The following is a 23,769-nucleotide window of genomic DNA, read 5'->3' as shown; positions in this document are numbered from 1 at the left end:
TGTGGGGATACATTTTTATTTTATAAAAATTAAATAGGAGGATTTTAATCTTGGCAAAAGCTAGATTACAGATCATTCCCCTGGGCGGACTGGGGGAAATCGGAAAGAACATGACTGTCTTCCGTTACGGCGACGAAATTATCGTAATTGATGCAGGCATGGCCTTCCCGGAAGAAGACATGCTGGGGATCGATATCGTTATCCCCGATTTCAGTTATTTAATTGAGAATAAGGATAAGATCAAAGCCATCCTGATCACCCATGGTCACGAAGATCACATCGGCTCCCTTTCTTATCTGTTACGGGAAGTTTCCGCGCCGGTCTACGCAACCCGCCTCACCTGCGGGCTCATCGAAGGCAAGCTGAAGGAAGCCCATATTACCAATGCTGACATTCACGTGGTGAAATCGGGGGATGAATTCAAAGCCGGTTCATTCAAGTTCGGTTTCTTCCATGTGTGCCATTCCATTCCCGATTCCTGCGGCATTTATCTCCGCACCCCCATCGGCACCATCGTCCACACCGGGGACTTCAAGTTCGACCACTCTCCGGTGGACGGGGAACTGACGGATATGTACAAGCTCGCTGAACTGGGACACCGGGGAGTCCTCGTACTCTGCGCCGATTCCACGAATGCCCAGCGCCCGGGGTATACTCCCTCGGAAGCGGTGGTGCGCAAGTCCCTTCTCGAAGCCTATGCCGATGCCCGGGGCCGCATCATCCTGGCCACCTTTGCATCCAACGTTTCCCGTATCCAGATGGCCGTAGATGCGGCTGTTGCTTTCAAGCGGAAGGTCTGCGTATTCGGCCGGTCCATGGTAAACGTGGTGGGTATCGCCCTGGAAATGGGCTACCTGAAAGCACCGGAAGGCACATTCATCGAGCCGGAAGAAATCAACCGGTATCGGGACGACCGCCTCTGCATTCTTACCACCGGCAGCCAGGGGGAACCGATGGCAGGGCTGTCCCGCATGGCTGACGGCAGCCACCGGCAGGTCCAGATTCACGCGGGAGACACGGTCATCATCTCTGCTTCCCCCATTCCCGGCAACGAGACAAGCGTAGGCCGCACCATCGACAGCCTCATGCGTCTCGGTGCCCACGTAGTCACCAGCGAGACTACCCGGGTCCACGTATCCGGCCACGGCTCCCAGGAAGACCTGAAGACCATGCTTTCCCTGGTACAGCCGAAGTTCTTCATCCCGGTGCACGGTGAATACCGGATGCTCTGCAGCCATGCGGAACTGGCAGAAAGCCTGGGCGTGAAGAAACAGAATATCCTCATTGGGGAAAACGGTTCGGTCTTTGAATTCACGAACCGCAGCGGCAAAATCAATGGCAAAGTACAGGCCGGTCCTGTCTTCGTCGATGGCCTCGGCGTAGGAGATGTAGGAAATATCGTCATCCGCGACCGCCAGCAGCTCGCCCAGGATGGGGTGGTCATCGTAGTCATTGCTCTGGAAAAGGGAAGCAACCAGGTCCTGGCTGGCCCGGATATCGTTTCCCGCGGGTTCGTCTATGTCCGCGACAGCGAAGCCCTCCTCACGGAAGCCAAAGACCGCATCGAGTCGGTTCTTGACCGCTGCGAGGCCGGCAATGTGACCGAATGGAATGCCATTAAAACCCAGATCCGCGATTCATTGGGCAAGTATTTCTACGACCGCACCAAGCGGCGCCCCATGATTCTCCCCATTATCCAGGAAGTCAAATAACATATGCTCCCCTGTCCCCTTCGGGGATGGGGGATTTTTGTATAGTGCCATGAACTGTGAAGATGTTTACGGAAAACAGGTTCAAAAGTCTGGAGTGAGAAGTGATGAGTATTAGTGGCGGCACACAAATCATATGGCACCGCCTTATGAAGCCGGACCGCGTCTCCGCCGCTGATTCTTTTCGGTATCTGATGCCCGAAGTCTACACTATTCCCGCCGCACCTTCTCTTCGCCTGACGGGCATGTTTCCCCCCAGCCGCCTTTCTCCAGTCCCGGACGCAGGCCATTGTCACAACAAGGAGTTATCATGCTGAAAATATATCCCACCTTTTTCCCCCATTTCCAATGTAAGGCGGACAAATGCCGCCACACCTGCTGCCAGAAATGGGAAATCGATATCGACGAAGAAACGGAGAAGAAATACCGGAACACCCAGGGGCCCCTGGGCGAGGAGCTCACAAAATGGATGAAGACCGGCGAAGAAGGGCTCACCTGCTTTCGGATGAATGAAAAGGGGTACTGCCATTTCCTCACGGAAAAGGGACTCTGTCGGCTGGTACTGGAAAAGGGAAACGATTTTCTCTGCCAGATCTGCCACGACCATCCCCGGTTCTACAAATTCCCCTACGATGGGGACCGTGGGGAAGAAATCATGCTCTGCGGCACAGGGCTGGCCTGTGAAAAGACGGTGGAGCAGCTCCTTGCTGAAAAAGGGCCCCTCACGTTCCGAGGCAGCGAGTCCGATGATTTTTTCCATTTTGACCGGATTCTTACCCTCCTTCATCTGGATGAAGAGGCAGGGCTTTCTGCCCCGGACCTTTCCCTTACTTCGCCCTTTGTGGAAAAAGCGATTTCCCGTCTGGAAGAGACCAATCCCATTGATACCGAATGGACAGAATCCCTTTTTTTCATAAAAGATCATATGGATACGCTTCTTCCTGAGGCCCGGCAGCTGGCAGAAAGCACGGGGAGCCTATTCCTCACCAACCTTTACCAGTACATTTTCTACCGGCAGCTGGATGAATGCGAAGCCTATGATCCCCTGGCCATGGCCCAGTACGCCGAAGAGGCCATAGCCTTCATCCTCCTGGAATACGCCCGCACAGGAGATCTCATCCGCTCCGTCACCCGCTGGTCCGAGCAGATCGAGTATGATAATGAGAATGTATACATCCTGCTGGACAGCATGGATGAAGATTGATGGGGCCGCAGTTCGGCATGATAACGGGTAGAGTCATCAGGAGGGGCTTCCATCTCCTGGCTGTTAGCTCCCAGGAAAGCTGTCCAGCCTGCGGCGCCTCCAGCCCCAATTTCATGCCCCAGGCGGTTCATTTTTTCTAAATGCTAGAACCTGGCAGCCAGAAGCCCCCACTCAAGTGTCTCTATCCATCAGCTCCCAAAAGCGGTTCATATATCCTTACGAAAGGAGACCAGTATGTTTGACTTCGAAGCCCACCGGGGCGGGAGGGATGCCCGTCCGGAAAATACACTCTATTCCTACCTCTACGCCCTGGAAATCGGCGCCGCCACCATTGAATGCGACATGCAGCTGGCGAAAGACGGCATCGTCATGAGCCACAATCCCTGGCTGAACCCGGATATCACCACGGACCGCGAAGGCCGCCCGGTGGGAGGCAGGGAGTATGACCTCCGCACCATGACCATCGGGGAAATCCAGCAGTTCAATGTGGGCCACCTCCGTCCCGGCACGACCTATGCCCGGGAACACGGCACCCAGGTGTCCCATGATGCCACCATTCCTACGCTGGAGGAACTGTTCCGGCTCGTCGAATCTACCGGGAACAGGACCATAGAGTTCAATATAGAAACCAAGTCTTATCCGAACCCCGAGAGCCCCTACTATAGAAATAACGCAGACCCCGAGCGGTTTGTCCATGAATTTTACCGGATAGTCAGGAAATACCACATGGAGAGCCGGGTGATTCTCCAGTCCTTCGACTGGACTACCCTCATTCTCATGAAACGGCTGGATCCTTCTATCCGCACGTCTGCCCTCTACCAGCAGCAGCCCTCCTGGGGCATTGACGGCGACACCCTGTGGCTGGACCGGAAAGAACCGTCCCCCTGGCTGGGAGGCATCCGCCTTGCAGACTGCGGAAACTCCGTCATTGAAGCGGCCCATGCCGCAGGGGCGGATATTCTTTCTCCCTGCTTTAAGGAAATCACCGCTGCCGACGTAAACCGTGCCCACAGCCTCTCCATGAAGGTGGTGTCCTGGACCATCAATACGAAAGAGGACATGGAAAAGGAACTTGATAAAGGGGTGGATGGCATCATTTCCGACCGTCCCGCCCTGCTCCGGCAGGTCCTCACAGCCCATGGCATCCAAGTCCCGGATAAGCAGCCCTGCCCCGGTTCGCCGTACCATCTGGAAGGGTAGTAAACAGATAGTCCCCACTTCCCTGAATATGATCAAAGTTACAAGCTTCTAACCTAACGTTTCCCGCAGAAAGGAGTCACCCCATGATTACCAGCATTCCTCTCACTGAATTCAGCAGCGAAGAAGGTCTCATTTCCCCGGATTTCGAGCACCTTTCCCTTCACCTTCCTCCCCGGTGCCTCATGGCTTTTCTGGGGGAAAAGCGGATAGCCGCCTTTGCTGAAAGCCGGGGCGGGAAAGTCATCGGCTCTTTCCTGTCACTTACGAAGAAATTTCCCCTCTATGAAATACCGGGAAACCAGGAGTCCCTCCTCCTCGTGCAGGCTCCCGCCGGCGCTGCATCGGCGGTGCTCATAGAGGACCGGCTCTTTGCCTATGGCACCCAAAAGGTACTGGCCATCGGCTGCTGCGGATCCCTGATAGATCTTCCGGAGAACTGCTTCTTCCCCATCGAAAGGGCCCTCCGGGACGAAGGCACCTCCTACCACTACATGGCCCCCTCCCGGTTTATAGACCTGGACAAAGGACCCCTGACCAAGCTTAAAAGGTACTTTGAAAAAAAGGGACTCCCCTTCCACGCCGCCACCACCTGGACCAGCGATGGCTTCTTCCGGGAAACCAGGGAGAAGGTGGAGAAAAGAAAAGCCGAAGGCTGCAAACTGGTGGATATGGAAGCCAGCGCCCTCGCCGCCTGTGCAAGGTTCCGGAAAAGAGAATTTGCAGAAATCATGTTCACCGCCGATACCCTCTCTTCCCTGTCCCACGACCAGAGGCACTGGGGAAAGGAAAGCCGCAATGCCGCCCTTGTGCTGGGAATAGAGGCGCTGGAAGAAATATAGCCGGTATCAAGCTGTATTCCAAACCTTAGTATCAACTCTCATGCCATTAATTAGGAATGAGGAGTTAGGAGTGAGGAGTGGTGGTGGCGGCGCATAAAATATGGAAGCGCCGCAAATTATATATTTCCAGCAAGACCTCTGGATAGGGAAACGCATAAATTTGCCCTCTATGTCATCAGCATTCATCTGATTTGTAAATTCCACCTCTTCGAGGCGGGGCTATCCCCTTTATTCGAGATCCCTGTTCCCCAGGGCAGGTGCTATGATTACCGGACAGAATGAATCCATCCCAACTCGCACAAATTAATTGCAAATAAAAGCCGTGAGCTATGATTCCCTATAGTTCACGGCTTTTCTATATTCTATTATTCCGCCAGATCCTTCAGCAGGTCATTCACGTGGGACGCTGCTTTCACCTTTCTGTACTCCTTCACCAGGTTTCCCTTCTCATCGATGATGAAAGTGGACCGTTCGATGCCCATGTACTTCCTTCCGTACATGCTCTTTTCCTTCAGTACACCGTAAAGATTCACCACCTTTTCCTCTTCATCGGAGAGGAGCGGGAAATTCAGTTCATTCTTGTCCCGGAAATTGCAGTGTTTCTTAATGGAATCCCGGCTCACCCCCAGGACCACATACCCCAATTTCTTGAAATCCGCCAGATGGTCCCGGAAAGCCTTCGCCTCCAACGTACACCCGGACGTATTGTCCTTGGGGTAGAAATAAAGGATCACCTTCTGTCCTTCATAGTCATGAAGGGAAATGTCCTTGCCTCCGTCAGAAGGAAGTGTAAAATCCGGTGCTTTTTCACCAATTGCCAATGCCATAGGAATACCTCCTTTAATAAAGTTATTCTATTTCGATTTATATGAATATAGTATCATAAAAAGGGACTGCGGTAAATCGGATTTTGCATCTTTTCGTTGCATCCAAAAAGAGTACCCTTCCATGTGGAGGGGTACTCCTTTTAAAATTACGCAAAACCCGTTACTTTTCCAGGTTCAGATCCATAGTCGGAGCTTCGGGAGCCTTCGGTGTTTCCGGCACTTTGCCGGTTTCCAGGATATGCATGAACTCTTCGCCCGTAATCGTTTCTTTTTCATAGAGGTACTTCGCCAGGGCATCGAGCTTCGGACGGTTTTCCTCCAGGAGCTTTACAGCCTTCTCGTGTTCCTTCTTGATGAGGTCGGACACAGCCCGGTCAATGCGGGCTGCGGTTTCCGGAGAGCAGGCCAGGGTGGTATCGCCGCCCAGGTACTGGTTCGTCACCGTTTCCATGGCTACCATGCCGAATTCATCGCTCATGCCGAACCGGGTAATCATAGCCCGGGCCAGTTTCGTGGCCTTCTCGATATCATTGGAAGCACCGGAGGAGGAAGTGTGGAATACCACTTCTTCTGCTGCCCGGCCGCCGGTCAGTGTGGCGATCTGGTTTTCCAGTTCTTCCTTCGTCATGATGTAATGGTTTCCTGTATCCACCTGCATGGTGTAACCCAGGGCGCCGCTGGTTCTCGGGATGATGGTGATTTTCTGCACCGGGGCAGAATGGCTTTGGAGAGCTGCCACCAGGGCATGGCCGATTTCGTGGTACGAAACCACGCACCGTTCCTTATCGGAAAGGATGGCATGCTTCTTTTCATACCCCGCAATGACCACTTCAATGGACGCTTCCATATCCTCTTCGGTGGCGAATTTCCGATGGTCCCGGACAGCCCGGAGGGCTGCTTCGTTGACGATATTGGCCAGCTCGGCGCCGGAGGCGCCGGAAGCCATGCGGGCCACCTTATTGAAATCAATATTCGGTGCATGCTTGATCTTGCTGGCATGGACCTTGAGGATTGCCTCGCGGCCCTGGAGGTCAGGAAGGCCAACCGGCACCTGCCGGTCAAAACGGCCCGGCCGGGTAAGGGCGGGGTCCAGGGATTCCGGACGGTTCGTGGCCGCCAGGATGATGACCCCCGTATTGTCTTCAAACCCATCCATTTCCGTAAGGAGCTGGTTCAGGGTCTGTTCCCGTTCATCGTTGCCGCCGATAGCTGCGCCGCCGCGCTTCTTGCCGATAGCATCGATTTCATCGATAAATACGATGCATGGTGCCTTTTCCTTCGCCTGCTTGAACAGGTCACGGACCTTGGCAGCACCCATGCCCACAAACATTTCTACGAATTCGGAGCCCGAAATGGAGAAGAAAGGAACTCCCGATTCCCCCGCCACTGCTTTGGCCAGCATGGTTTTGCCGGTGCCTGGGGGCCCCACGAGAAGGATACCCTTTGGCATCTTCGCGCCGATTTCCTTGTACCTTGTAGGATCATGGAGATAGGATACCACTTCTTTCAGGCTGTCCTTCGCTTCATCTTCCCCGGCCACATCGGAGAACTTGATGCCATCCGTGGGCTTTACAAAAATCTTGGCATGGGACTTTCCCAGACCGAACTGCATGGCATCAGGACCGCCCATGTTCTTCATGAACTTCTTGTTCATATACTGGCCGATGCCGATGAAAATCAGGATCGGCAGGATCCAGGTCAGTGCGAAATCAAGGAGCGGATTCATGGGCGTAGAAATCTTCGCCGTGAAGTCGGCGCCGGACTTATGGAGCCGGTCCACCAGCTGGGGATCGTTCATGGGTGCCGTCTTGTAGGTATCCTTTTCTCCCTTCTTCGTGAAGAGGATCTGGTCCTGCTCCACCTGGACCTTGTCAATCTGCTGGTCTTCAGTCATGGTGATGAAGGTGGAATAATCCACGGTCTTCACCTCATTGCTCCGGAAGGCCGGCATGATAAGGGAATTAAAGAAAATAATCACAAGAAAGATAATCACATAATAGGCCAGTATAGGCCGCTTGGAAGGTTTGACTTCTTTCACTTCATAACCTCACTTTCTTTACAGGATTTCCGACAGCCGATTTCGTGATCACCCACGTCAGGTGAATCGGATATCCTCCTGATAAAAACCGCTTTTATTTCAACACAAGGCAGCAGATCATGCCGCCTTCAGAAAATCAGGGAATCAGGTAGGGCTTCAGCAGGTTGCCGATATCGATACGGGTATACTTCTCCCCCGTTTCATCATCCATCTGCCAGACTCCGTTGACCATGCACCACACGGTAAGCGTACCGAATATGTGTCCGATCAGCAGTTTCACCAGCGTATCCACCGGTGCATCCTGTACCAGTTCTCCGGAACCCTCTCCCCGGTGTATGGTAAGAATCGTCAGCAGGGACGAATGAAAATCCTCCAGGCATTCCTTGACCTTGGCATCTCCTGTTTCCGATTCGATGCATTCCCGGATCCACTGGCGCACCAGGCGTACGCCGGCCCACCGGGCATCCCGATACATGTTCATGATAAAGAAGCAGCACCGGTCCACCACGGTTCCCTCCAGATGGACGGATTTGTCTATAATGACCCGGCTGGACTGGAAGGAAAGCTCCATAATCACGTCTTCCTTGCATTTGAAGTAGTGATAGAAAGTTCCCTTTGCCACGCCGCTGTCCCTGGTAATATCTTCCACGGATACCCGGTCAAAGCCCTTTTCACTAATCAGCTTTTTAGCTGATTCCAAAAGCTTTGCCTTCGTCCGTTCCGCTTTTTTCGTTAATGCCATGCCTGTCCTCCAACCTTATTTGTACATTTTGCCAGGAAAAATTAATTTTCAACCCTTGGTCACTTTTTATAGTATACAGGAATATACCAGCCATAGCAAGGAAGGAGGATGGTGTCACCACAAATCCGAATGGACCGGCACAGAGCCATCCGTCCAGAGGCAATGGGCAGTGAAAAAGAGTGCCTTGGGGCACTCTTTTTCAGGAAATATCGGGATTATTCCCCCAGTATGGGTTTCTTTTCTGCAATGCCCACTTTCCTGGGATAATTCTTCGGACAGGGGGCCGTCTTGCGGATGTAAAGGATACAGCGCCGATCCCCGCCGGGAAGGGCCAGTTCCTTTTTCTCCGCCAGCTCGCCATGGAGCTCACGGAGGATTTTACCGGCAGTTTTCATCTCTTCATCGGCTCCGGGTCCCTTCATAGCTGCAAAAATGCCGCCTACCTTCACAAAGGGCAGGGCCCATTCCGAAATAATGGGCATGGCCTTCACCGCCCGGGCTGTGACCACATCGAAGGCCTCCCGGGTCTTCCGCCGCCGTCCCCCTTCTTCCGCCCGGATATGGAGACATTTCACATTGCCGATACCCAGGTTTTTGCAGGCTTCTTCAATGAAATTCAGCTTCTTCTGTATGGAATCTACAAGGATGAACTGCATGTCCGGCCGGAGAACAGCCAGGGGCACTCCCGGAAAGCCGGCACCGGTGCCCAGGTCCAGGACCCGGCCGCCTTTGGGAAAATATTTTTCATCGTACACGGTGAGGGAATCAAAGACGTTTTTTACCAGGCTCTCCTCCACGTCCTTGATTCCTGTAAGATTTACTTTTTTGCTCATGGCAATCACCATGGCATTGTACTCCGTCAGTTTCCCTGCGGCTTCCTCGTCTGCCGCAAGGCCCAAAGCTTTCATCATTTCCAAGGCTGTCATAGATTTTCCCTTTCTACACTTCTTATAAAAAATGATGTTTACTGCCCGCATAAATTTCCCTGATGCGGGGCTTAATCAATGAGAATGAAATTGAGGCAGCAAGGGCCGAAGGCCTGTTGCCCCAGATCTAGACCTAGATCTAGACCCAGGGAAGCGCTGATTAATTCGCAGAGTCAGATTTCATAAGGATTTTTATGCACTGCTTCGTCATAACTCTCCTTAAATAGCTCGCTATTTGCGTCGAATTATTCCTCGCATTGCATAAAAATCCAAGAATGAAATCCGACCACGATTTAATCAGTGCTTCCCTGGGCCTTCAGTGGCTTCGCCGCACCATTGCAAAGTCACCGCCCGACCATGGCCCTTTTACTTTCCCTTATACCGCTTCAGGTAAACCATGAGTACCGACATATCCGCCGGAGAGACGCCGGAGATACGGGAAGCCTGGCCAAGGGACAGGGGCCGGATTTTGTCCAGCTTCTGCCGGGCTTCGATGGAAATCCCGTCCAGATGGAGGTAGTCCATATCCTTCGGCATTTTCTCGCTTTCCATGCGGGCTGCCTTCCGGACCGCTGCTTCCTGCCGGGCAATGTAGCCTTCGTACTTCACGGTGATTTCCATCTCCTCCACCGCTTCAGGGTCAAATTCCGGGCACCCCAGAAATTCCACCATCTTCCGATAGGTCATTTCCGGCCGTTTCAGGATTTTATCGGCTCCCATACCCGTGGTGAGGGGAGCGGAGCCCATATCTTCCAGGGCCTTATTCACTTCCGCCTTTGGCGTAAACCGTTTCGTGCGGATGTACTTCATGGCTTCCTCGAAGTTCCGCTTCCGTTCCAGGAAGTGCTGGTACCGTTCTTCCGTGACGAGGCCGATATCATAGCCCTTCTGGGTGAGCCGGAGGTCCGCATTGTCCTGCCGGAGAATGAGCCGGTATTCACTGCGGCTCGTCATCATACGGTACGGTTCGTTTGTCCCCTTCGTGACGAGATCGTCGATGAGAGCCCCCGTATAGGCTTCATGGCGTCCCAGGATGAAGGGCTCCTTTCCCTTGATTTTAAGGGCCGCATTGATGCCGGCCATAAGGCCCTGGGCCGCCGCTTCTTCGTAGCCCGATGTACCGTTGGACTGGCCGGCGGAATAGAGGCCCGGCAGTTTCTTTACTTCCAGTGTGGGATAGAGCTGCAGGGGGTCCAAAAGGTCATACTCGATGGCGTAGGCCGGGCGCATGACCTTCACGTCCTCCAGGCCCGGAATGGTCTTGAGGAAGGCATACTGCACATCAATAGGCATGGATGTGGACATGCCCTGCACATACATTTCATTCGTATCCAGTCCTTCCGGTTCGATGAAGAGCTGGTGCCGCTTCTTGTCCGGGAACCGGACCACCTTATCCTCGATGGACGGGCAGTACCGGGCGCCCACGCCGTGGATGAGGCCTGCATACTTTGGAGCCCGCATGAGATTGTCCCGGATAATCTTGTGGGTGGTTTCATTGGTATAGGTGAGCCAGCAGTTCCGCTGGTTCCGGTCCGCCCGTTCATCCATGAAGGAGAAGGCATGGTTCTCCGGGTCCCCCTGTTCCAGCTTCATATGGTCCAGATGGAGGCTCCTGATGTCCACGCGGCTCGGGGTGCCGGTCTTGAAGCGGAGGATCGTAAGTCCATGCTTCTTCAGGTTCTCCGAAAGCCCTACAGAAGGCCGCATGCCATTGGGGCCGCCGGAATACATGGTATCTCCGATGATGATTTCACTGTCCAGGTACGTGCCGGTACAGAGAATCACCGCTTTTGCCCGGTATTCTTCATGGAGCTCCGTAGTAATGCCCACGCATTTTCCATCTTCCACAATAATATCCATCACCTGTACCTGTTTCAGGTCCAGGCCATCCGTATTTTCCACCACCTGCTTCATATAGCGGTGGTAGGCGTTCTTGTCGGACTGGGCGCGGAGGGCATACACCGCCGGTCCTTTGCCCAGGTTCAGCATACGCATCTGGATGGCCGTCTTATCGGCGGCAATCCCCATTTCCCCGCCCAGGGCATCGATTTCCTTTACAAGGTGGCTCTTGCCCGGTCCCCCGATGGCAGGGTTGCAGGGCATCATGGCCACATTTTCCAGGGAAATGGTGGTGAGCAGGGTCTTGCAGCCCAGCCGGGCCGCCGCCAGGGCTGCCTCACAGCCTGCATGGCCGGCTCCCACCACGATTACATCATAGGTATCAATGAGATACATGGTATCCTTCTTTCTGTTGTTGTACCTCTATGGAACACTTATCCATTTTACTAATCCAATATTGTTATTATATAAAAAAAGGGTGCCCTTTGAAAGGGCCCATTAAAAGAGAAAACAGGGAGTTATGAACCACAAGTGATATTGTCTCAAGTAACCACAAATGAAAATGTCCCAGTCATGGTATAATCTCATCACAATCTTAACGCAAGTGATGGGAGGAATTTTTATCAGAAAGGTTGAATTAACGATGGACGAGCAGTTCAAATATGAAACAATCAAATCTCTTGTTGCTCATCCAGATGGCAACAAGCTTGCAGCAGCAGTCCGGCTGGGGTGCACTGTCCGCACCGTGAACCGGTTAATCCTGCGCTATCGTCAGGAAGGTAAAGCAGCATTTGTCCACGGGAACAGGGGTAGACAACCCGTAACAACACTTCCAGCCTCACTCAGAGAAAAAATTGTGGCTCTTTACCAGAATGAGTACTATGGCGCCAATTTTACCCACTTTACCGAACTTCTGGACAGACATGAGAATATCCATGTCTCCGTTTCCTCTGTAGCCTCCATTCTTGAGGCAGCCTTTATTCTCTCTCCTAAGGCTACACGGGCCAAAAGAAAACGGATCAGGAGGAAATTGGAAGCAATGAAAAGCAACACGAAATCCAGAAAAAAGCAGATGGAAATACAAGTCAATCTTGTGGCTGCTGAAGATGCCCACAGCCGGCGTCCACGGCATGCTTACTTTGGGGAACAGCTGCAGGGTGATGCCACTCCATATGAATGGGTCCCCGGGAAGATCTGGCATCTCCACCTCTTCATTGATGATGCTACTGGCATCGTGACTGGCGGCTATTTTGACACCCAGGAGACCCTGAACGGCTATTACCATGTCCTCTGGCAGACTCTCAAAGATTACGGAATCCCTGTGGAAATCTTCACGGATAAACGCACTGTGTTCATTTACAAACAAAAAGGATCCCCGTCCATCGACGAGGATACCTATACGCAGTTCGGTTACGCTTGCAGGCAACTGGGGATACACCTTGAGTCAAGCAGCGTACCACAGGCCAAAGGCCGGGTTGAGCGGCTCAATGAGACGCTGCAGTCGCGCCTGCCGATTGAGCTGAGACAGGCAGGCATCACGACTATTGCAGACGCCAATGAATTCCTCAAGTCCTACCTAAAAGAATTCAATGCGAAGTTTGCACTTCCCCCCAATAGTACCAAATCAGCTTTTGTGACGCAACCGTCAGATGAGAGGATCAACCTGATACTGGCTGTACTTACAGGCCGTACGGTAGACAGAGGCCACTGCATCCGTTTCCAGCGTCAGTACTATCGTATGCTTGATTCAGAAGGCCATCAGGTGCATTATGCCAGCGGAACCAAAGTACTAGTCATACGGGCTTTCAACGGCGAACTCTACTGCAGTGTTAACGATACCAGTATCTACGCGCTGGAAGCCATCCCTTTGCGCCAGAAGAAATCTCCTGAGCTTGATGCTGACTATACCAAACCAAAGCCTCAGAAACACTGGATTCCACCGATGAGTCACCCATGGAAGCAGGCATCTTTCCGTCATTACGTCCTTACAAGACCGCATCATTCCAGACAAGATCCAGAAGAACTTGCATCGCGTAACATATTTTAGTAACATACTGGCCTAACCACTCAAAATAGCCCCACTATTGCGGGGCTATTAAATGACAATTCTCGGGACATTTTCAAAAATGCTTGACAGGCCCATTAAAAGAGAAAACAGGGAGTTTATCTGTTTTTGCATTTCTTCCCGTTTCTGTTACAATATAAATAAATTTCAATATGTAATCCAAGGAGAAATCTATGTACGAAGAAACAACCATAGCGGCCATTGCCACGGCTCCCGGAGAGGGCGGCATCGGCATCGTCCGCATCAGCGGCCTTTCCGCCTGTGATGTGGCGGACCGCCTGTTTACTACCAAAAAGTTGGAATCCATGAAGGACGCAGTTCCCTACATGATGTACTTCGGCCATGTCCACCGGTGCAAAAGGAAGGTAGATGAAGGGCTGGCCGTTTACATGAAGGCTCCCCATTCCTACACCGGGGAAGATGTGGTGGAAATCCAGATTCACGGTTCCATGGAAGCCCTCCGGGAAACACTGGAACTGGCCCTGGAAAACGGGGCGGTCCTTGCCAGCCGCGGGGAATTCACGAAGCGGGCCTTTCTCAATGGGCGCCTCGACCTGTCCCAGGCGGAGGCGGTGATGGACATCATCGAAGCAAAGGGCTCCGCCGCCCTGTCCCAGGCAGAAAGCCACCTTTCCGGAGCCCTCTCCCGGTTCGTGAAAAAGAGCCGGGATGAACTGACGGACCTCATCACAAAACTGGAAGTGACCATCGACTATCCGGAAGAGGACCTGGAGGACCTGACAAACGAAGAAATCGGGGAAGGCCTTGCGGCCATCGAGAAATCCCTGTCCTCCCTCCTCAAGCGGTCTGAAGAGGGCCGCATCATCAAAGAAGGCCTCCGCACCGCCATCGTGGGGCGGCCAAATGCAGGGAAGTCGAGCCTTCTCAACGCGCTTCTCCAGGAAGACCGGGCCATTGTCACCGACATTCCCGGTACCACCAGGGACACCATCGAGGAATCCATCAAAATCGGAGGGGTGCCCCTGGTGCTCATGGACACCGCCGGCCTTCGGGAGACCGATAACAAGGTGGAGAAAATCGGCATCGAACGGGCTAAGGAATCCATGGCAAAAGCGGACCTTGTACTGGCTGTCATCGACGGCTCCCGGCCCCTTTCCGAGGAAGATAAGACTCTTCTCAAAAATCTGAAGGGCCGCAAAGCCATGGTGATCCTCAATAAATACGACCTGCCCCAGGAAATCGGGGAGGAAGAAATCCATGAAGCCGCCGGCCCTATCCCGGTGGTCCCCATTTCCGCCCGCTACGGCAGCGGCATGGAAGAACTGGAAGAAGCCCTGCGCCGCCTCACGGAACACCAGGACCGGGATGCGGGAAGGGAGCTCTTCCTCACAAATCTCCGGCACGTGGACCTGGTCAAAAAAGCGCTGGAAGCGGTGCACCGGGCCCAGGAGTCCCTTTCTGCCGGTATGCCGGCGGACTGTATCACGGTGGACCTGGTGGAAGCCTGGAACCGGATGGGTGAAATCACGGGAGAAACTGTGGACAATGAATTGATCAATACCATCTTCGAACGGTTCTGTGTAGGTAAGTAAGGCGCAAAAGCAAAGCAATCTACAGGAAAAGGAGTACCCCTTTTTAGGGGCACTCCTTTTGGCTTGGAGTAGATTTTCAATATCTGTCACATAATCAAATTGCGGTTTGCCCCGCTGTTGGTATTCGGTGCTGGCGTATAGATTCACTCGCACGGGGCAGCTAGCTTCTAGCGGCTAGCTGCTAGGGAAGCTGATCCGCCTGCGGCGCTTTCCGTCCAATGTTTCCACCTGCCATTCGTGCCGTAGGCTGTTGAGCCTTCCTAGCAGCCAGGAGCTAACAGCTAGAAGCCCTGCACGAATGGCTCTACCCATCAGCGCCGTCCACCAGCTCGACAAACTGAAATATCGCGTTCTTACTCAAAATATAAAAGGAGGAGCTCCGAAGAGCTCCTCCTTTGGACTTTACTGTTCCTTCAGTCCGCCGTGCAGTTTCATCTTTCTTGCCCGGCAGGCAGGGCATTCACCGTCTCCGCCACCGCAGCAGCTTCCGCCGCCCAGGGTGACCCGGTAAATATGCCGGCAGGCCAGAATAAAAAGAATAGCAATCACAGCAAGAACAGCATAGGTTCCTATACTCACAGGAAGTCCTCCTTTCAGACAGAACAGAAATCATTCGGAATTATTGACCTGATATCTTTCAGGCCCTGGCTCCGGCCCCTTCCACGATATCCTCCTTCGCCTTTGGTGCCGGGCGGCAGATAAAGTACAGCCCGATAAGGCAGAGGATAATGGCCAATACCTGGGAAATGCCGAATGCAAATCCATAGAACAGCCAGCCGCCAAGGTTGTAGGCAATGAAGGCCAGGGAATATCCCAGGATCACCTGGAAGCCAATGGCCAGACCCGCCCATTTCTTATCTCCCATTTCACGGGCAATGGTGGCCATGGCCACGATGCATGGCGGGTCGAAGAGGTTCAGGATCATGTAGGAGAATGCAGCAATAGGGGTAAACATGCCGGAGATGCCGGCCATCACAGCTTCATCTTCCGCATCCTTGGCTACGCCATTCAGCACAGCCAGGGTACCGATGGCATCTTCCTTTGCCATTTCAGCGGAAATGACGGCTACTGCGCCTTTCCAGTCACCGAGACCGAGAGGTGCGAAGATCCAGGAAATCAGGTGGCCGAAACCGGCAAGCATGGAATCTTCGATATCATCCACCATGTCCATGGTAATGTTGAAGGAAGAGAAGAACCAGATGATAACGCATACGGCAAAAATAATGGTGCCCGCTTTGATGATGAAGCCCCGGGCTCTTTCCCACATGTGGATAAGCACACCCTTCAGGGACGGTACATGGTACGCAGGAAGTTCCATGACAAAGGGGGCCGGGTCACCGGCAAATACGGACGTCTTCTTCAAGGCAATGCCGGCGAGCACAATGACCGCGATGCCCAGGAAATACATGGACGGCGCCATGAGGACGGAGTCCGGGAAGAAGGTGGACGTAATCATGGCAATAATGACGGCCTTGGCCGAGCAGGGGATAAATGTGCAGAGCATAATGGTCATCCGCCGGTCCCGCTGGTCTTCAATGGTCCTGGTCGCCATGACTGCCGGCACGCCGCAGCCGCTGCCTACGAGAATCGGAATGAAGGACTTACCGGAAAGGCCGAATTTCCGGAAAATACGGTCCATAATGAAGGCTACCCGGGCCATGTAGCCGGAGTCTTCCAGGACGGAAAGGAAGAAGAAAATAGAAAGAATCTGGGGTACGAAGCCCAGGACCGTACCTACGCCGCCGATGATACCATCAACGAGAAGGCTTTCCAGCCAGTCCGGCGCTTCAATGGCTTCCAGAAAATCAGACGCCGCATCGGTGACGATGCCGCCAAAGAAATCATCATTCACCCAGTCCGTCACCGGTCCGCCGATAATGGAGCAGGAAATGAAGTAAACCACCGTCATAATGAGGAAGAAAATCGGAAGTGCCAGCACCCGGTTTGTGACTACCCGGTCAATCTTATCGGATACCGTCATAGTGTGGCCGGCGTGCTTCTTCTTCAGCACGGAGCTGATGATTTTAGCAATATATTCATAGCGCTGGTTGATGATGATGGATTCCGCATCGTCATCCAGTTCATCTTCGCAGTCTTTGATGTGTCCTTCCAGGTGGCTCAGGGTCTTGGGGTCCAGCTGGAGCGCTGCCGTAGCTTCTTCGTCCCGTTCAAAGACCTTGATAGCGTACCAGCGGAGGAACCGGTCTTCCACCTTCGGCGCAATGGTTTCTTCAATATGGGCAATGGCATGTTCCACGCTGCCGGTGAATACAGAAGGCAGGCGGACCTTCCGCTTTTCTTTGGCCGCCGCCACTGCTTTCTCGGCAGCTTCCATACAACCCTTCCCTTGGAGTGCGGAGATTTCTACCACTTCGCATCCCAGTTCTTCGCCCATCTTCTTCACATCGATGGTATCCCCGTTCTTCTTGACCAGGTCCATCATGTTCACCGCCATCACTACAGGCAGGCCGATTTCGATGAGCTGGGTAGAAAGATAGAGGTTTCTTTCCAGGTTCGTACCATCGATAATGTTCAGGATGGCATCGGGCTGTTCATTGACCAGGTAATTCCGGGCCACCTTTTCTTCCAGCGTATAGGGAGAAAGGGAATAAATCCCCGGAAGGTCCTGGATAATGACATCGGGATGCTTCTTTAAAATCCCATCCTTCTTTTCTACTGTGACGCCCGGCCAGTTGCCCACGTATTGGGAGCTGCCGGTCAGTTCATTAAATAATGTTGTTTTACCGCAATTCGGGTTGCCTGCAAGGGCAATTCTGATAGACATTCCTGCTGCTCCTTTCTATTGGTGTCCTATCTTTTCCTTGTGAATCATCAGTCCATGATTCATTCTTCCACTTCGATGGCTTCCGCTTCATTCTTGCGGATAGACAGTTCGTAGCCCCGGATGGTCAGTTCCACCGGATCTCCCAGGGGTGCCACCTTGCGGACGTAAACATCTACGCCCTTTGTAATCCCCATATCCATGATGCGGCGGCGAAGGGCCCCTTCTCCATGGATTCTCTTTACCCTGGCAGTTGCGCCGACCGGTACATCCTTCAAAGTTTTCATTCGGATTCTCTCTCCTTTAGAAATATATTTTCTGTGCCATAGACCGGTCCAAAGCCACCCGGCTCCCTTTCACCTGGACAATCAGGTTTCCCGACATATGGCTGACAATGAGTACCGGTGTATCCACCACAAATCCCAGTTCCGCCAGATGCTGCCGGATATCGTCTTTCCCGGAAATGCGGCGGATCGTCACGGTATCGCCTTCTTTTGCAAAAATAAGAGGCATCATGTATTTCACCCCATTTCCTTTCATTGGATACTCACAGGCTCATCATTACGGTCTTATAATAATTCCGCCGCACATAATTAGTCAATAATCCAAAATAATATTTAATGGTAACCCGTATTATTATTATATGGCATGCTTTCTTTAATTCGGATTTTTCTAATAATAGGATTTATTAAAATTTAAAGTCGGCATATATTATTTATTAAATTACATATACTTATTTCGATATGCTCGGTATACCATATATGATAAATCAGATAGACTTACAGGAAGTATTGAAAGCCATGGAAATAAGGGCAATAAAAAAAGCGCCTGAAATGGCGCAATAAAATGAAAGATGAAAATTCAGGAAGGAAGAACGGTTGCGGCAGCGAACACACCGGGAAAGTATCATGAGAGCACGGGGACTCGACCGGACTTGGGCCTTCTAAATCATCTTTTCCCTGAGCCCATGCGAAGCCTCAGCCCTGGCCATCAGGCTGCTGCCTTGCCGCAGGCAGCGCCTTAGCCGGAGGACAGGGCCCATTCTTTATAATTTCCCTATCTTCTTGGCAAAGATTTCCGCATCCACCAGGTCCTTCCGGTCCGGATGGCCTCTGTGGAAGAAGAGGAATTTTCCATGGCAGTGGAACGTCCTCGTATCCATGGTGATTCCCTTTTCTTCCAAGAGCCGTCTTACCTCTTCATCGCTCTTACCGCCGGAAAGCATGGCGGTGCTGAAGAAAGCCGCCTTTCCTACTTTCGATGGATCCAGAGATTGGATAAAGGATTTCACATGACCATCAATATGGCCTTTATAGACGCCGCTGCCGATGAAAAGGATATCCACCCTCTTTTCCAGACCCTTATCCGTCGTTTCTGCCCGTTCCCCCACTTCCCGAGCAATGGCTTTTGCCACCTTTTCCGTGGAACCGCCGCGGCTGTAATATCGAACTGCAAATCTCATAAGCTCTACCTTCTTTACTTGATTCTCTTATATACGCAGAAATCATGGGGAATCGGACCTTCTCCTGCTTTCCTGCTGGCCAGGTGCCATTCTTTTTCGTCGAAATCCGGGAAAAAGGCATCGCCCTCATAGGATTTCCTGACTTCCGTAATATACAGGGTATCTGCATAGGGAAAGAGGGTCCGATACATGTGCTCTCCGCCGATAACGAAATTCTCCCCCTCCGGCAGGGCAGATAAAAGGCTCTTCACATCATGGAAGAGAAGCACCCCTTCCGGAGCCCTGTAGTCTTTATTCCCTGTAAGTACGTAATGGACACGGCCGGGAAGAACCTTCGGCAGACTTTCAAATGTTTTCCTGCCCATGACGATGGGATGGCCCATGGTGAGGGCTTTGAACCGCTTCAGGTCATCGGACAGGTGCCAGATGAGGCCATTATCTTTCCCGATAACCCCGTTTTCTGCCCGGGCCACGATGATGGAAAGGCTCATACCGACACCTCCATGGAAATCTTGTCGTGGTGCCTGTAATTTTCAAGGACAATATCTTCCGGCTGGAAGTCATAGAAATTTTTGATATCCGGATTCAGTACGAGCTTCGGTGCTTCGTAAGCCTCCGGCAGCCGGGCCAGCTGTTTCTTCAGGGCTTCCACATGGTTTTCATAAATATGGGCATTATTGATGACATGGGTAAAAAGCCCCGGGCGGAGACCGCTCACCTGGGCAATCATGCAGATCAGCGCCGCATACTGGGCCATATTGAACGGCACACCGAGGCCCATGTCCCCACTCCGCTGTACAAGCATGCAGTTCAGGCGGCCGTCTTCCGACACATCCCACATGGTCAGGAAGGCGCAGGGATAGAGCGCCATGTCCGGCAGGTCCCCCGCATTCCAGAGGTCCACCACCATGCGCCGGCTCTGGGGATCTTCCTTCAATGTCTTTAAAAGGTTATCCACCTGGTGGTACTTGGCCAGCTGGTAGCCGTAAGCCTTTCCGATGGTTCCATCCTCCCGCATCCATTCATCCCAGATATGGCAGTTCCATTTCTGCAGGAGCCGCACATCGTTGGACTGTTTCTGCCAGATCCAGAGGATTTCTTTCACCGCCGTCTTAAAGGCCACGAACTTCGTGGTGAGGATAGGAAATTCCTTTTCCAGGTCAAACTGCATGATCTGGTGGGGCAGCTTATAGGCAGGCATGCCGGTCCGATTCTGGCCCAGCGCCCCCTTTTCCAGGATATTTTTCACAATTCCCAGATATTCTGTATCTGCAAGACTCATAGGGTCCTCCTTAGTTGAATTCATTTATTATGGTAATCATTGCCAACCTGAAGATCTGAAAAGGATATCCAGCCAGGCCAGCTCAATTTCCCGCAATCTTCGCATAGGTATCCATGGCCTTTCGGAATTCTCGGGCCCGTCCTTCCTCCAGCTTTTCCAGGGGGGACAGATCCCCCTCCGCCAGGTCATGGAGACTTCCATCGGAAAGGATTTCCGCCGGAAGGACGCCGGCCCTGCGGGCCAGCCGGTCCCTCACCTTTCCCAGGAACAGGAGCCGGGCACTTTCATCTACATTCTCCGGCAGGGAAGGATGGGACGCCGTTTCTCCCTGTATGAGACGGAGGAACGGCATGCCATAGGCCGACGCCTTTTTACTTCCGATTCCCCGGATCTGCTTCAGTTCCTCTATGCTGGAAGGACGCTGGAGGGCCATGGATGAGAGCACCTCATCGGTGAATATGGACTTTGGCGCCTTATGGAGCTCTCCAGCCATGGACCTTCTCAGGTCCTTCAGGGCCGCCAGTAAGCTTTCATCGGAATCGGCTGCGTCCTTTTCCTCTTCCGCCTCCGGTTCACCCGTATCCTCCCTCAGTGCTTCCAGGAATCGGGGAGCGTACTTCTGCAGTTTAAAGGAACCGACCCCACGGACTTTTGCCATGTCTTCCATGGTCAATGGATGGAGAAGGACCATATCTTCCAGGGTGGTATCGGAAAATACAACGAACGGCGGCACCGATTCCTCCCTGGCAATGGATGTCCGAAGTTTCCGCAGTTTTTCGAAGAGGCCCCCCTTCCGTATGGGATTCCTTTCCAGTTTTCTTTCCACCGCCGCATCGGCCATGACATCGTCGGCGCCAAAGGCAAGACCCATGACCTTTTCCTGCCCTGCCAGCACCGCCCGGGCCCGATCCGTCAGCTTCAGGACCGCATAGGGTTCTCCCTCCCGCCGGAGATACCCGTCGGCGATGTAATTATTCAGGGCACTTTTGATGTGCTTCACTTTCACAAAGGATAATTTACCGTAGGTCGGCGTATCCTCCAGTTTCCTGTCCAGAATCATCTGGGAATGGCTGCCATGGAGTACATCGGCCACCACCTGGGCGCCAAACCGTTCACGAAGCAGGGACACGGTCCGGAAAATGAGGGACGCCGTATCGGTGACATCCACCTTCCCCTTCCCGCTTTCACAATTGCCGCAGTGGCCGCAAGGCTCTTTCACATGCTCCCCGAAGTAGGCAAGGATGAAATTGCGGAGACAGGAGGTGGTCTGGCAGTAATCCACCATGGCATTGAGCCGGTGGTAATCCATCCTCTTCTGGTCCTCGTCCTGGTTTCCCTGCTCGATGAGATACCGCTGGATGCTCACATCCCGGCCGCTGTAGAGAAGGATGCACTCTGCCCTGGACCCATCCCTTCCGGCTCGGCCGGCTTCCTGGTAATAGGCTTCCAGGCTCTTTGGCATCTGGTAATGGATAACGTAGCGCACATTGCTCTTGTCGATGCCCATACCGAAGGCATTGGTGGCCACCATGACGTTCACATTATCAAAGGAAAAATCCTCCTGCGCCTTTCGTCGATCCTCATCATCCATGCCTGCATGGTAGCGGCCGGCGCTGATGCCCCGCCGGAGCAGCATGTCGTACACCTTTTCCACCGCTTTGCGGGTGGCACAGTAAATGATGCCGCTTTCCTTCTTGTGACTTTTCACATACCGGAGGATGAAATCTTCCTTTCCCGCCGATTCGATGACCCGGAACGACAAATTCGGCCGATCCAGCCCCGTACGGAATACCCGGGCCCTCTCCAGCCCCAGACTTTTCTTCATGTCCGCTTCCACCACCGGCGTGGCGGTGGCCGTAAAGGCAGTCACCACCGGACGGCGGGGCAGGCTGTCGATGAATGTCTTGATTTTCCGGTAGGACGGACGGAAATCATGGCCCCACTGGGACACGCAGTGGGCCTCATCGATGACCACCATGGACAGGGGCACCTGGGCCAGGCACTGGGTAAAATAGGAGGGTTCCAGCTTCTCCGGAGCCATGTAGAGCAGCTTGATCCTGCCCCGGTACAGATTCCGGAGCCGCTCGATGGACTCTTCATAGGGGATGGTGCTGTTCACATAGGAAGCAGGGATTCCCTGTTCCAGGAGAGCCTCCACCTGGTCCTTCATGAGGGAAATCAGGGGAGAAATAATAACCGTACCATAGGGAAAAAGGAGGGCCGGAATCTGGAAGCAGATGGACTTCCCGGCGCCGGTGGGCATGATGGCCATCACATCTTCTCCCCGGCAGATGGCATCAATCACTTCTTTCTGCTTCGGCCGGAACGAATCATAGCCGAAATACTGTTTTAAAATGTCTGAGGGCCCCACGGCGTTTCCTCCTTCCTCTTCTGTGTATCATTTTTATTATATCATGTATATTGTAGAGATACAGGAATCTGGCTATGAGGGTATAGACGGAAAATTGATTAGGGAAGAGTTAGGAGTTAGGAGTTAGGAGTTAGGAGTTAGGAGTTAGGAGTGGTGGTGCGGCGCATCAAAATTATAGGGCGCCGCGGAATTTATATATTTCCGGGATTATTTTACCAACCTTTATCATTTCTAGTGTGTCATCTCAAGCATATTGGGGTTAATGATTGATGTTGACCCGAGCGTATCAACCTTTGGGTATCCTACCGGTTACCGGCATTAAATGCAATAAACTCTATCCCCAACTCGACCGGGCAGGCGGCAAAAGGAAGGCGTTTTATTGTGCAGTAAAAGCGCCAATGTACGCCTGCCTTGCATGTCCTCTGCAAGACACGCACATCTCGAGCGGTGGTAAGCGTCGTAATGACGAAAAATATAAAAATCGAATGTGAGAAAGAGTCGAGAGATCTCCCAGATATATGACCCTGTCGGTCTTACAGCGCCAGCAACAGTTGAAAATTCCTGTATTCCCAAATATCTGAGAGATTTGGGGGCTCATCGCAGCTGTAGCGATTCTAAGCTGCATAGTCATCTATCATGTTGCCACCCGTGGGGAAGCGTGTCACTGGATTCTCAGTCGCCTGCGGCTCCTTACGAATCCAGTTCCCTTGCCACCGCTCGAAATGACTTATCGAGGGCTCACATACGGAACTTTGCAAAAATTATCATGAGGGATTAACCCAAATATGCTTGAGACAAGTCACTAGTGGTGGTAAGCGCCAGGATGATAATTCTCGTAAGAAATAGTATGTAAGAAAAAGTCGAGAAATCTTCCAGATATATGGCTATGACGATGTTACCCCCCCAGTACGAAGATAGAAAAGCCCTGTA

General features: G+C 52.7%; 19 protein-coding genes. 6 read left to right on the top strand and 13 right to left on the bottom strand.

The genetic code is table 11. The features are described 5' to 3' along the window. The first annotated feature begins 47 nt into the window (after positions 1-47). The 4 genes from ACFWUL_RS00560 (at position 48) to ACFWUL_RS00545 (ending at position 4,952) form a co-directional block, all read left to right on the top strand. Positions 48-1,712, top strand: coding sequence for a ribonuclease J (locus ACFWUL_RS00560; protein WP_416178100.1), 1,665 nt, complete (start codon positions 48-50; stop codon positions 1,710-1,712). A gap of 307 nt (positions 1,713-2,019) precedes the next feature. Next, entirely contained in the window at positions 2,020-2,913 is an 894-nt protein-coding gene (fliB, locus tag ACFWUL_RS00555; protein WP_416177481.1) for a flagellin lysine-N-methylase, read from the top strand. Between the two features lie 234 nt (positions 2,914-3,147). Then, the gene (locus ACFWUL_RS00550; RefSeq protein WP_416177480.1) at positions 3,148-4,113 is read left to right on the top strand and encodes a glycerophosphodiester phosphodiesterase family protein; all 966 of its coding nucleotides are present in this window, start codon (positions 3,148-3,150) and stop codon (positions 4,111-4,113) included. Positions 4,114-4,196: 83 nt separating this feature from the next. Beyond that, entirely contained in the window at positions 4,197-4,952 is a 756-nt protein-coding gene (locus ACFWUL_RS00545) for a nucleoside phosphorylase (RefSeq protein ID WP_416177479.1), read from the top strand. 365 nt (positions 4,953-5,317) lie between these two features. Here ACFWUL_RS00545 and bcp read toward each other — a convergent pair whose 3' ends face one another. The 5 genes from bcp to mnmG form a co-directional block, all read right to left on the bottom strand. After that, positions 5,318-5,779, bottom strand: coding sequence for a thioredoxin-dependent thiol peroxidase (gene bcp / locus ACFWUL_RS00540; RefSeq protein ID WP_416177478.1), 462 nt, complete (start codon positions 5,777-5,779; stop codon positions 5,318-5,320). A gap of 160 nt (positions 5,780-5,939) precedes the next feature. Beyond that, positions 5,940-7,817 (bottom strand): ATP-dependent zinc metalloprotease FtsH, encoded by a 1,878-nt coding sequence (ftsH, locus tag ACFWUL_RS00535; protein WP_416177477.1) that lies wholly within the window; start codon positions 7,815-7,817, stop codon positions 5,940-5,942. Positions 7,818-7,953: 136 nt separating this feature from the next. Further along, positions 7,954-8,559: a TetR/AcrR family transcriptional regulator gene (locus tag ACFWUL_RS00530; RefSeq protein WP_416177476.1), complete on the bottom strand. Its 606-nt coding sequence runs from the start codon at positions 8,557-8,559 to the stop codon at positions 7,954-7,956. 215 nt (positions 8,560-8,774) lie between these two features. Continuing rightward, on the bottom strand, positions 8,775-9,485 hold the full coding sequence (gene rsmG / locus ACFWUL_RS00525; RefSeq protein WP_416177475.1) for a 16S rRNA (guanine(527)-N(7))-methyltransferase RsmG: 711 nt from the start codon (positions 9,483-9,485) through the stop codon (positions 8,775-8,777). Positions 9,486-9,851: 366 nt separating this feature from the next. Beyond that, positions 9,852-11,720, bottom strand: a complete 1,869-nt coding sequence (mnmG, locus tag ACFWUL_RS00520) for a tRNA uridine-5-carboxymethylaminomethyl(34) synthesis enzyme MnmG (protein WP_297022350.1) — start codon at positions 11,718-11,720, stop codon at positions 9,852-9,854. Positions 11,721-11,880: 160 nt separating this feature from the next. Here mnmG and ACFWUL_RS00515 point away from each other — a divergent pair, with 160 nt between their 5' ends. Together ACFWUL_RS00515 and mnmE are read left to right on the top strand one after the other, a co-directional pair. Further along, entirely contained in the window at positions 11,881-13,371 is a 1,491-nt protein-coding gene (locus tag ACFWUL_RS00515; protein WP_416176844.1) for an ISNCY family transposase, read from the top strand. Positions 13,372-13,562: 191 nt separating this feature from the next. After that, positions 13,563-14,942, top strand: a complete 1,380-nt coding sequence (mnmE, locus tag ACFWUL_RS00510) for a tRNA uridine-5-carboxymethylaminomethyl(34) synthesis GTPase MnmE (protein ID WP_297022348.1) — start codon at positions 13,563-13,565, stop codon at positions 14,940-14,942. A 402-nt stretch (positions 14,943-15,344) separates the two neighbouring features. Here the strand turns inward: mnmE and ACFWUL_RS00505 are convergent, their stop codons facing one another. From ACFWUL_RS00505 to recQ, 8 genes are all read right to left on the bottom strand, one after another. Next, entirely contained in the window at positions 15,345-15,521 is a 177-nt protein-coding gene (locus ACFWUL_RS00505; RefSeq protein ID WP_297022345.1) for a hypothetical protein, read from the bottom strand. Between the two features lie 58 nt (positions 15,522-15,579). Further along, positions 15,580-17,727: a ferrous iron transport protein B gene (feoB, locus tag ACFWUL_RS00500; protein WP_416177474.1), complete on the bottom strand. Its 2,148-nt coding sequence runs from the start codon at positions 17,725-17,727 to the stop codon at positions 15,580-15,582. Positions 17,728-17,786: 59 nt separating this feature from the next. Then, entirely contained in the window at positions 17,787-18,011 is a 225-nt protein-coding gene (locus ACFWUL_RS00495) for a FeoA family protein (protein ID WP_297022340.1), read from the bottom strand. A 16-nt stretch (positions 18,012-18,027) separates the two neighbouring features. Next, positions 18,028-18,264 (bottom strand): FeoA family protein, encoded by a 237-nt coding sequence (locus ACFWUL_RS00490; RefSeq protein ID WP_297022338.1) that lies wholly within the window; start codon positions 18,262-18,264, stop codon positions 18,028-18,030. A gap of 505 nt (positions 18,265-18,769) precedes the next feature. Further along, positions 18,770-19,186 (bottom strand): flavodoxin family protein, encoded by a 417-nt coding sequence (locus ACFWUL_RS00485; protein ID WP_297022335.1) that lies wholly within the window; start codon positions 19,184-19,186, stop codon positions 18,770-18,772. A 14-nt stretch (positions 19,187-19,200) separates the two neighbouring features. After that, complete coding sequence (locus tag ACFWUL_RS00480) at positions 19,201-19,677, bottom strand: dihydrofolate reductase (RefSeq protein WP_416177473.1); 477 nt, start codon at positions 19,675-19,677, stop codon at positions 19,201-19,203. Further along, positions 19,674-20,468, bottom strand: coding sequence for a thymidylate synthase (locus ACFWUL_RS00475; RefSeq protein WP_416177472.1), 795 nt, complete (start codon positions 20,466-20,468; stop codon positions 19,674-19,676). Before ACFWUL_RS00475 ends, ACFWUL_RS00480 begins: the two co-directional genes overlap by 4 nt. Before the next feature lie 82 nt (positions 20,469-20,550). Then, entirely contained in the window at positions 20,551-22,839 is a 2,289-nt protein-coding gene (gene recQ, locus ACFWUL_RS00470; RefSeq protein WP_416177471.1) for a DNA helicase RecQ, read from the bottom strand. Between the last annotated feature and the right edge of the window lie 930 nt (positions 22,840-23,769).

Origin of the sequence: Dialister sp. (genome assembly GCF_047832375.1) — a bacterium.
Lineage (GTDB): Bacteria > Bacillota > Negativicutes > Veillonellales > Dialisteraceae > Dialister.
The sequence above is the reverse complement of the archived record's forward strand: the minus strand, read 5'-3'. Positions and strand labels throughout refer to the sequence as shown.

What these genes read in the sequence shown, in the direction of transcription:
- fliB (WP_416177481.1), top strand. Translation starts at nt 2,020, where the DNA reads ATGCTGAAAATATATCCCACCTTTTTCCCCCATTTCCAATGTAAGGCG.
- ACFWUL_RS00550 (WP_416177480.1), top strand. Translation starts at nt 3,148, where the DNA reads ATGTTTGACTTCGAAGCCCACCGGGGCGGGAGGGATGCCCGTCCGGAA.
- ACFWUL_RS00545 (WP_416177479.1), top strand. Translation starts at nt 4,197, where the DNA reads ATGATTACCAGCATTCCTCTCACTGAATTCAGCAGCGAAGAAGGTCTC.
- bcp (WP_416177478.1), bottom strand. Translation starts at nt 5,779, where the DNA reads ATGGCATTGGCAATTGGTGAAAAAGCACCGGATTTTACACTTCCTTCT.
- ACFWUL_RS00530 (WP_416177476.1), bottom strand. Translation starts at nt 8,559, where the DNA reads ATGGCATTAACGAAAAAAGCGGAACGGACGAAGGCAAAGCTTTTGGAA.
- rsmG (WP_416177475.1), bottom strand. Translation starts at nt 9,485, where the DNA reads ATGACAGCCTTGGAAATGATGAAAGCTTTGGGCCTTGCGGCAGACGAG.
- mnmG (WP_297022350.1), bottom strand. Translation starts at nt 11,720, where the DNA reads ATGTATCTCATTGATACCTATGATGTAATCGTGGTGGGAGCCGGCCAT.
- ACFWUL_RS00515 (WP_416176844.1), top strand. Translation starts at nt 11,881, where the DNA reads ATGAAAATGTCCCAGTCATGGTATAATCTCATCACAATCTTAACGCAA.
- mnmE (WP_297022348.1), top strand. Translation starts at nt 13,563, where the DNA reads ATGTACGAAGAAACAACCATAGCGGCCATTGCCACGGCTCCCGGAGAG.
- feoB (WP_416177474.1), bottom strand. Translation starts at nt 17,727, where the DNA reads ATGTCTATCAGAATTGCCCTTGCAGGCAACCCGAATTGCGGTAAAACA.
- ACFWUL_RS00495 (WP_297022340.1), bottom strand. Translation starts at nt 18,011, where the DNA reads ATGAAAACTTTGAAGGATGTACCGGTCGGCGCAACTGCCAGGGTAAAG.
- ACFWUL_RS00490 (WP_297022338.1), bottom strand. Translation starts at nt 18,264, where the DNA reads ATGAAAGGAAATGGGGTGAAATACATGATGCCTCTTATTTTTGCAAAA.
- ACFWUL_RS00485 (WP_297022335.1), bottom strand. Translation starts at nt 19,186, where the DNA reads ATGAGATTTGCAGTTCGATATTACAGCCGCGGCGGTTCCACGGAAAAG.
- ACFWUL_RS00480 (WP_416177473.1), bottom strand. Translation starts at nt 19,677, where the DNA reads ATGAGCCTTTCCATCATCGTGGCCCGGGCAGAAAACGGGGTTATCGGG.
- ACFWUL_RS00475 (WP_416177472.1), bottom strand. Translation starts at nt 20,468, where the DNA reads ATGAGTCTTGCAGATACAGAATATCTGGGAATTGTGAAAAATATCCTG.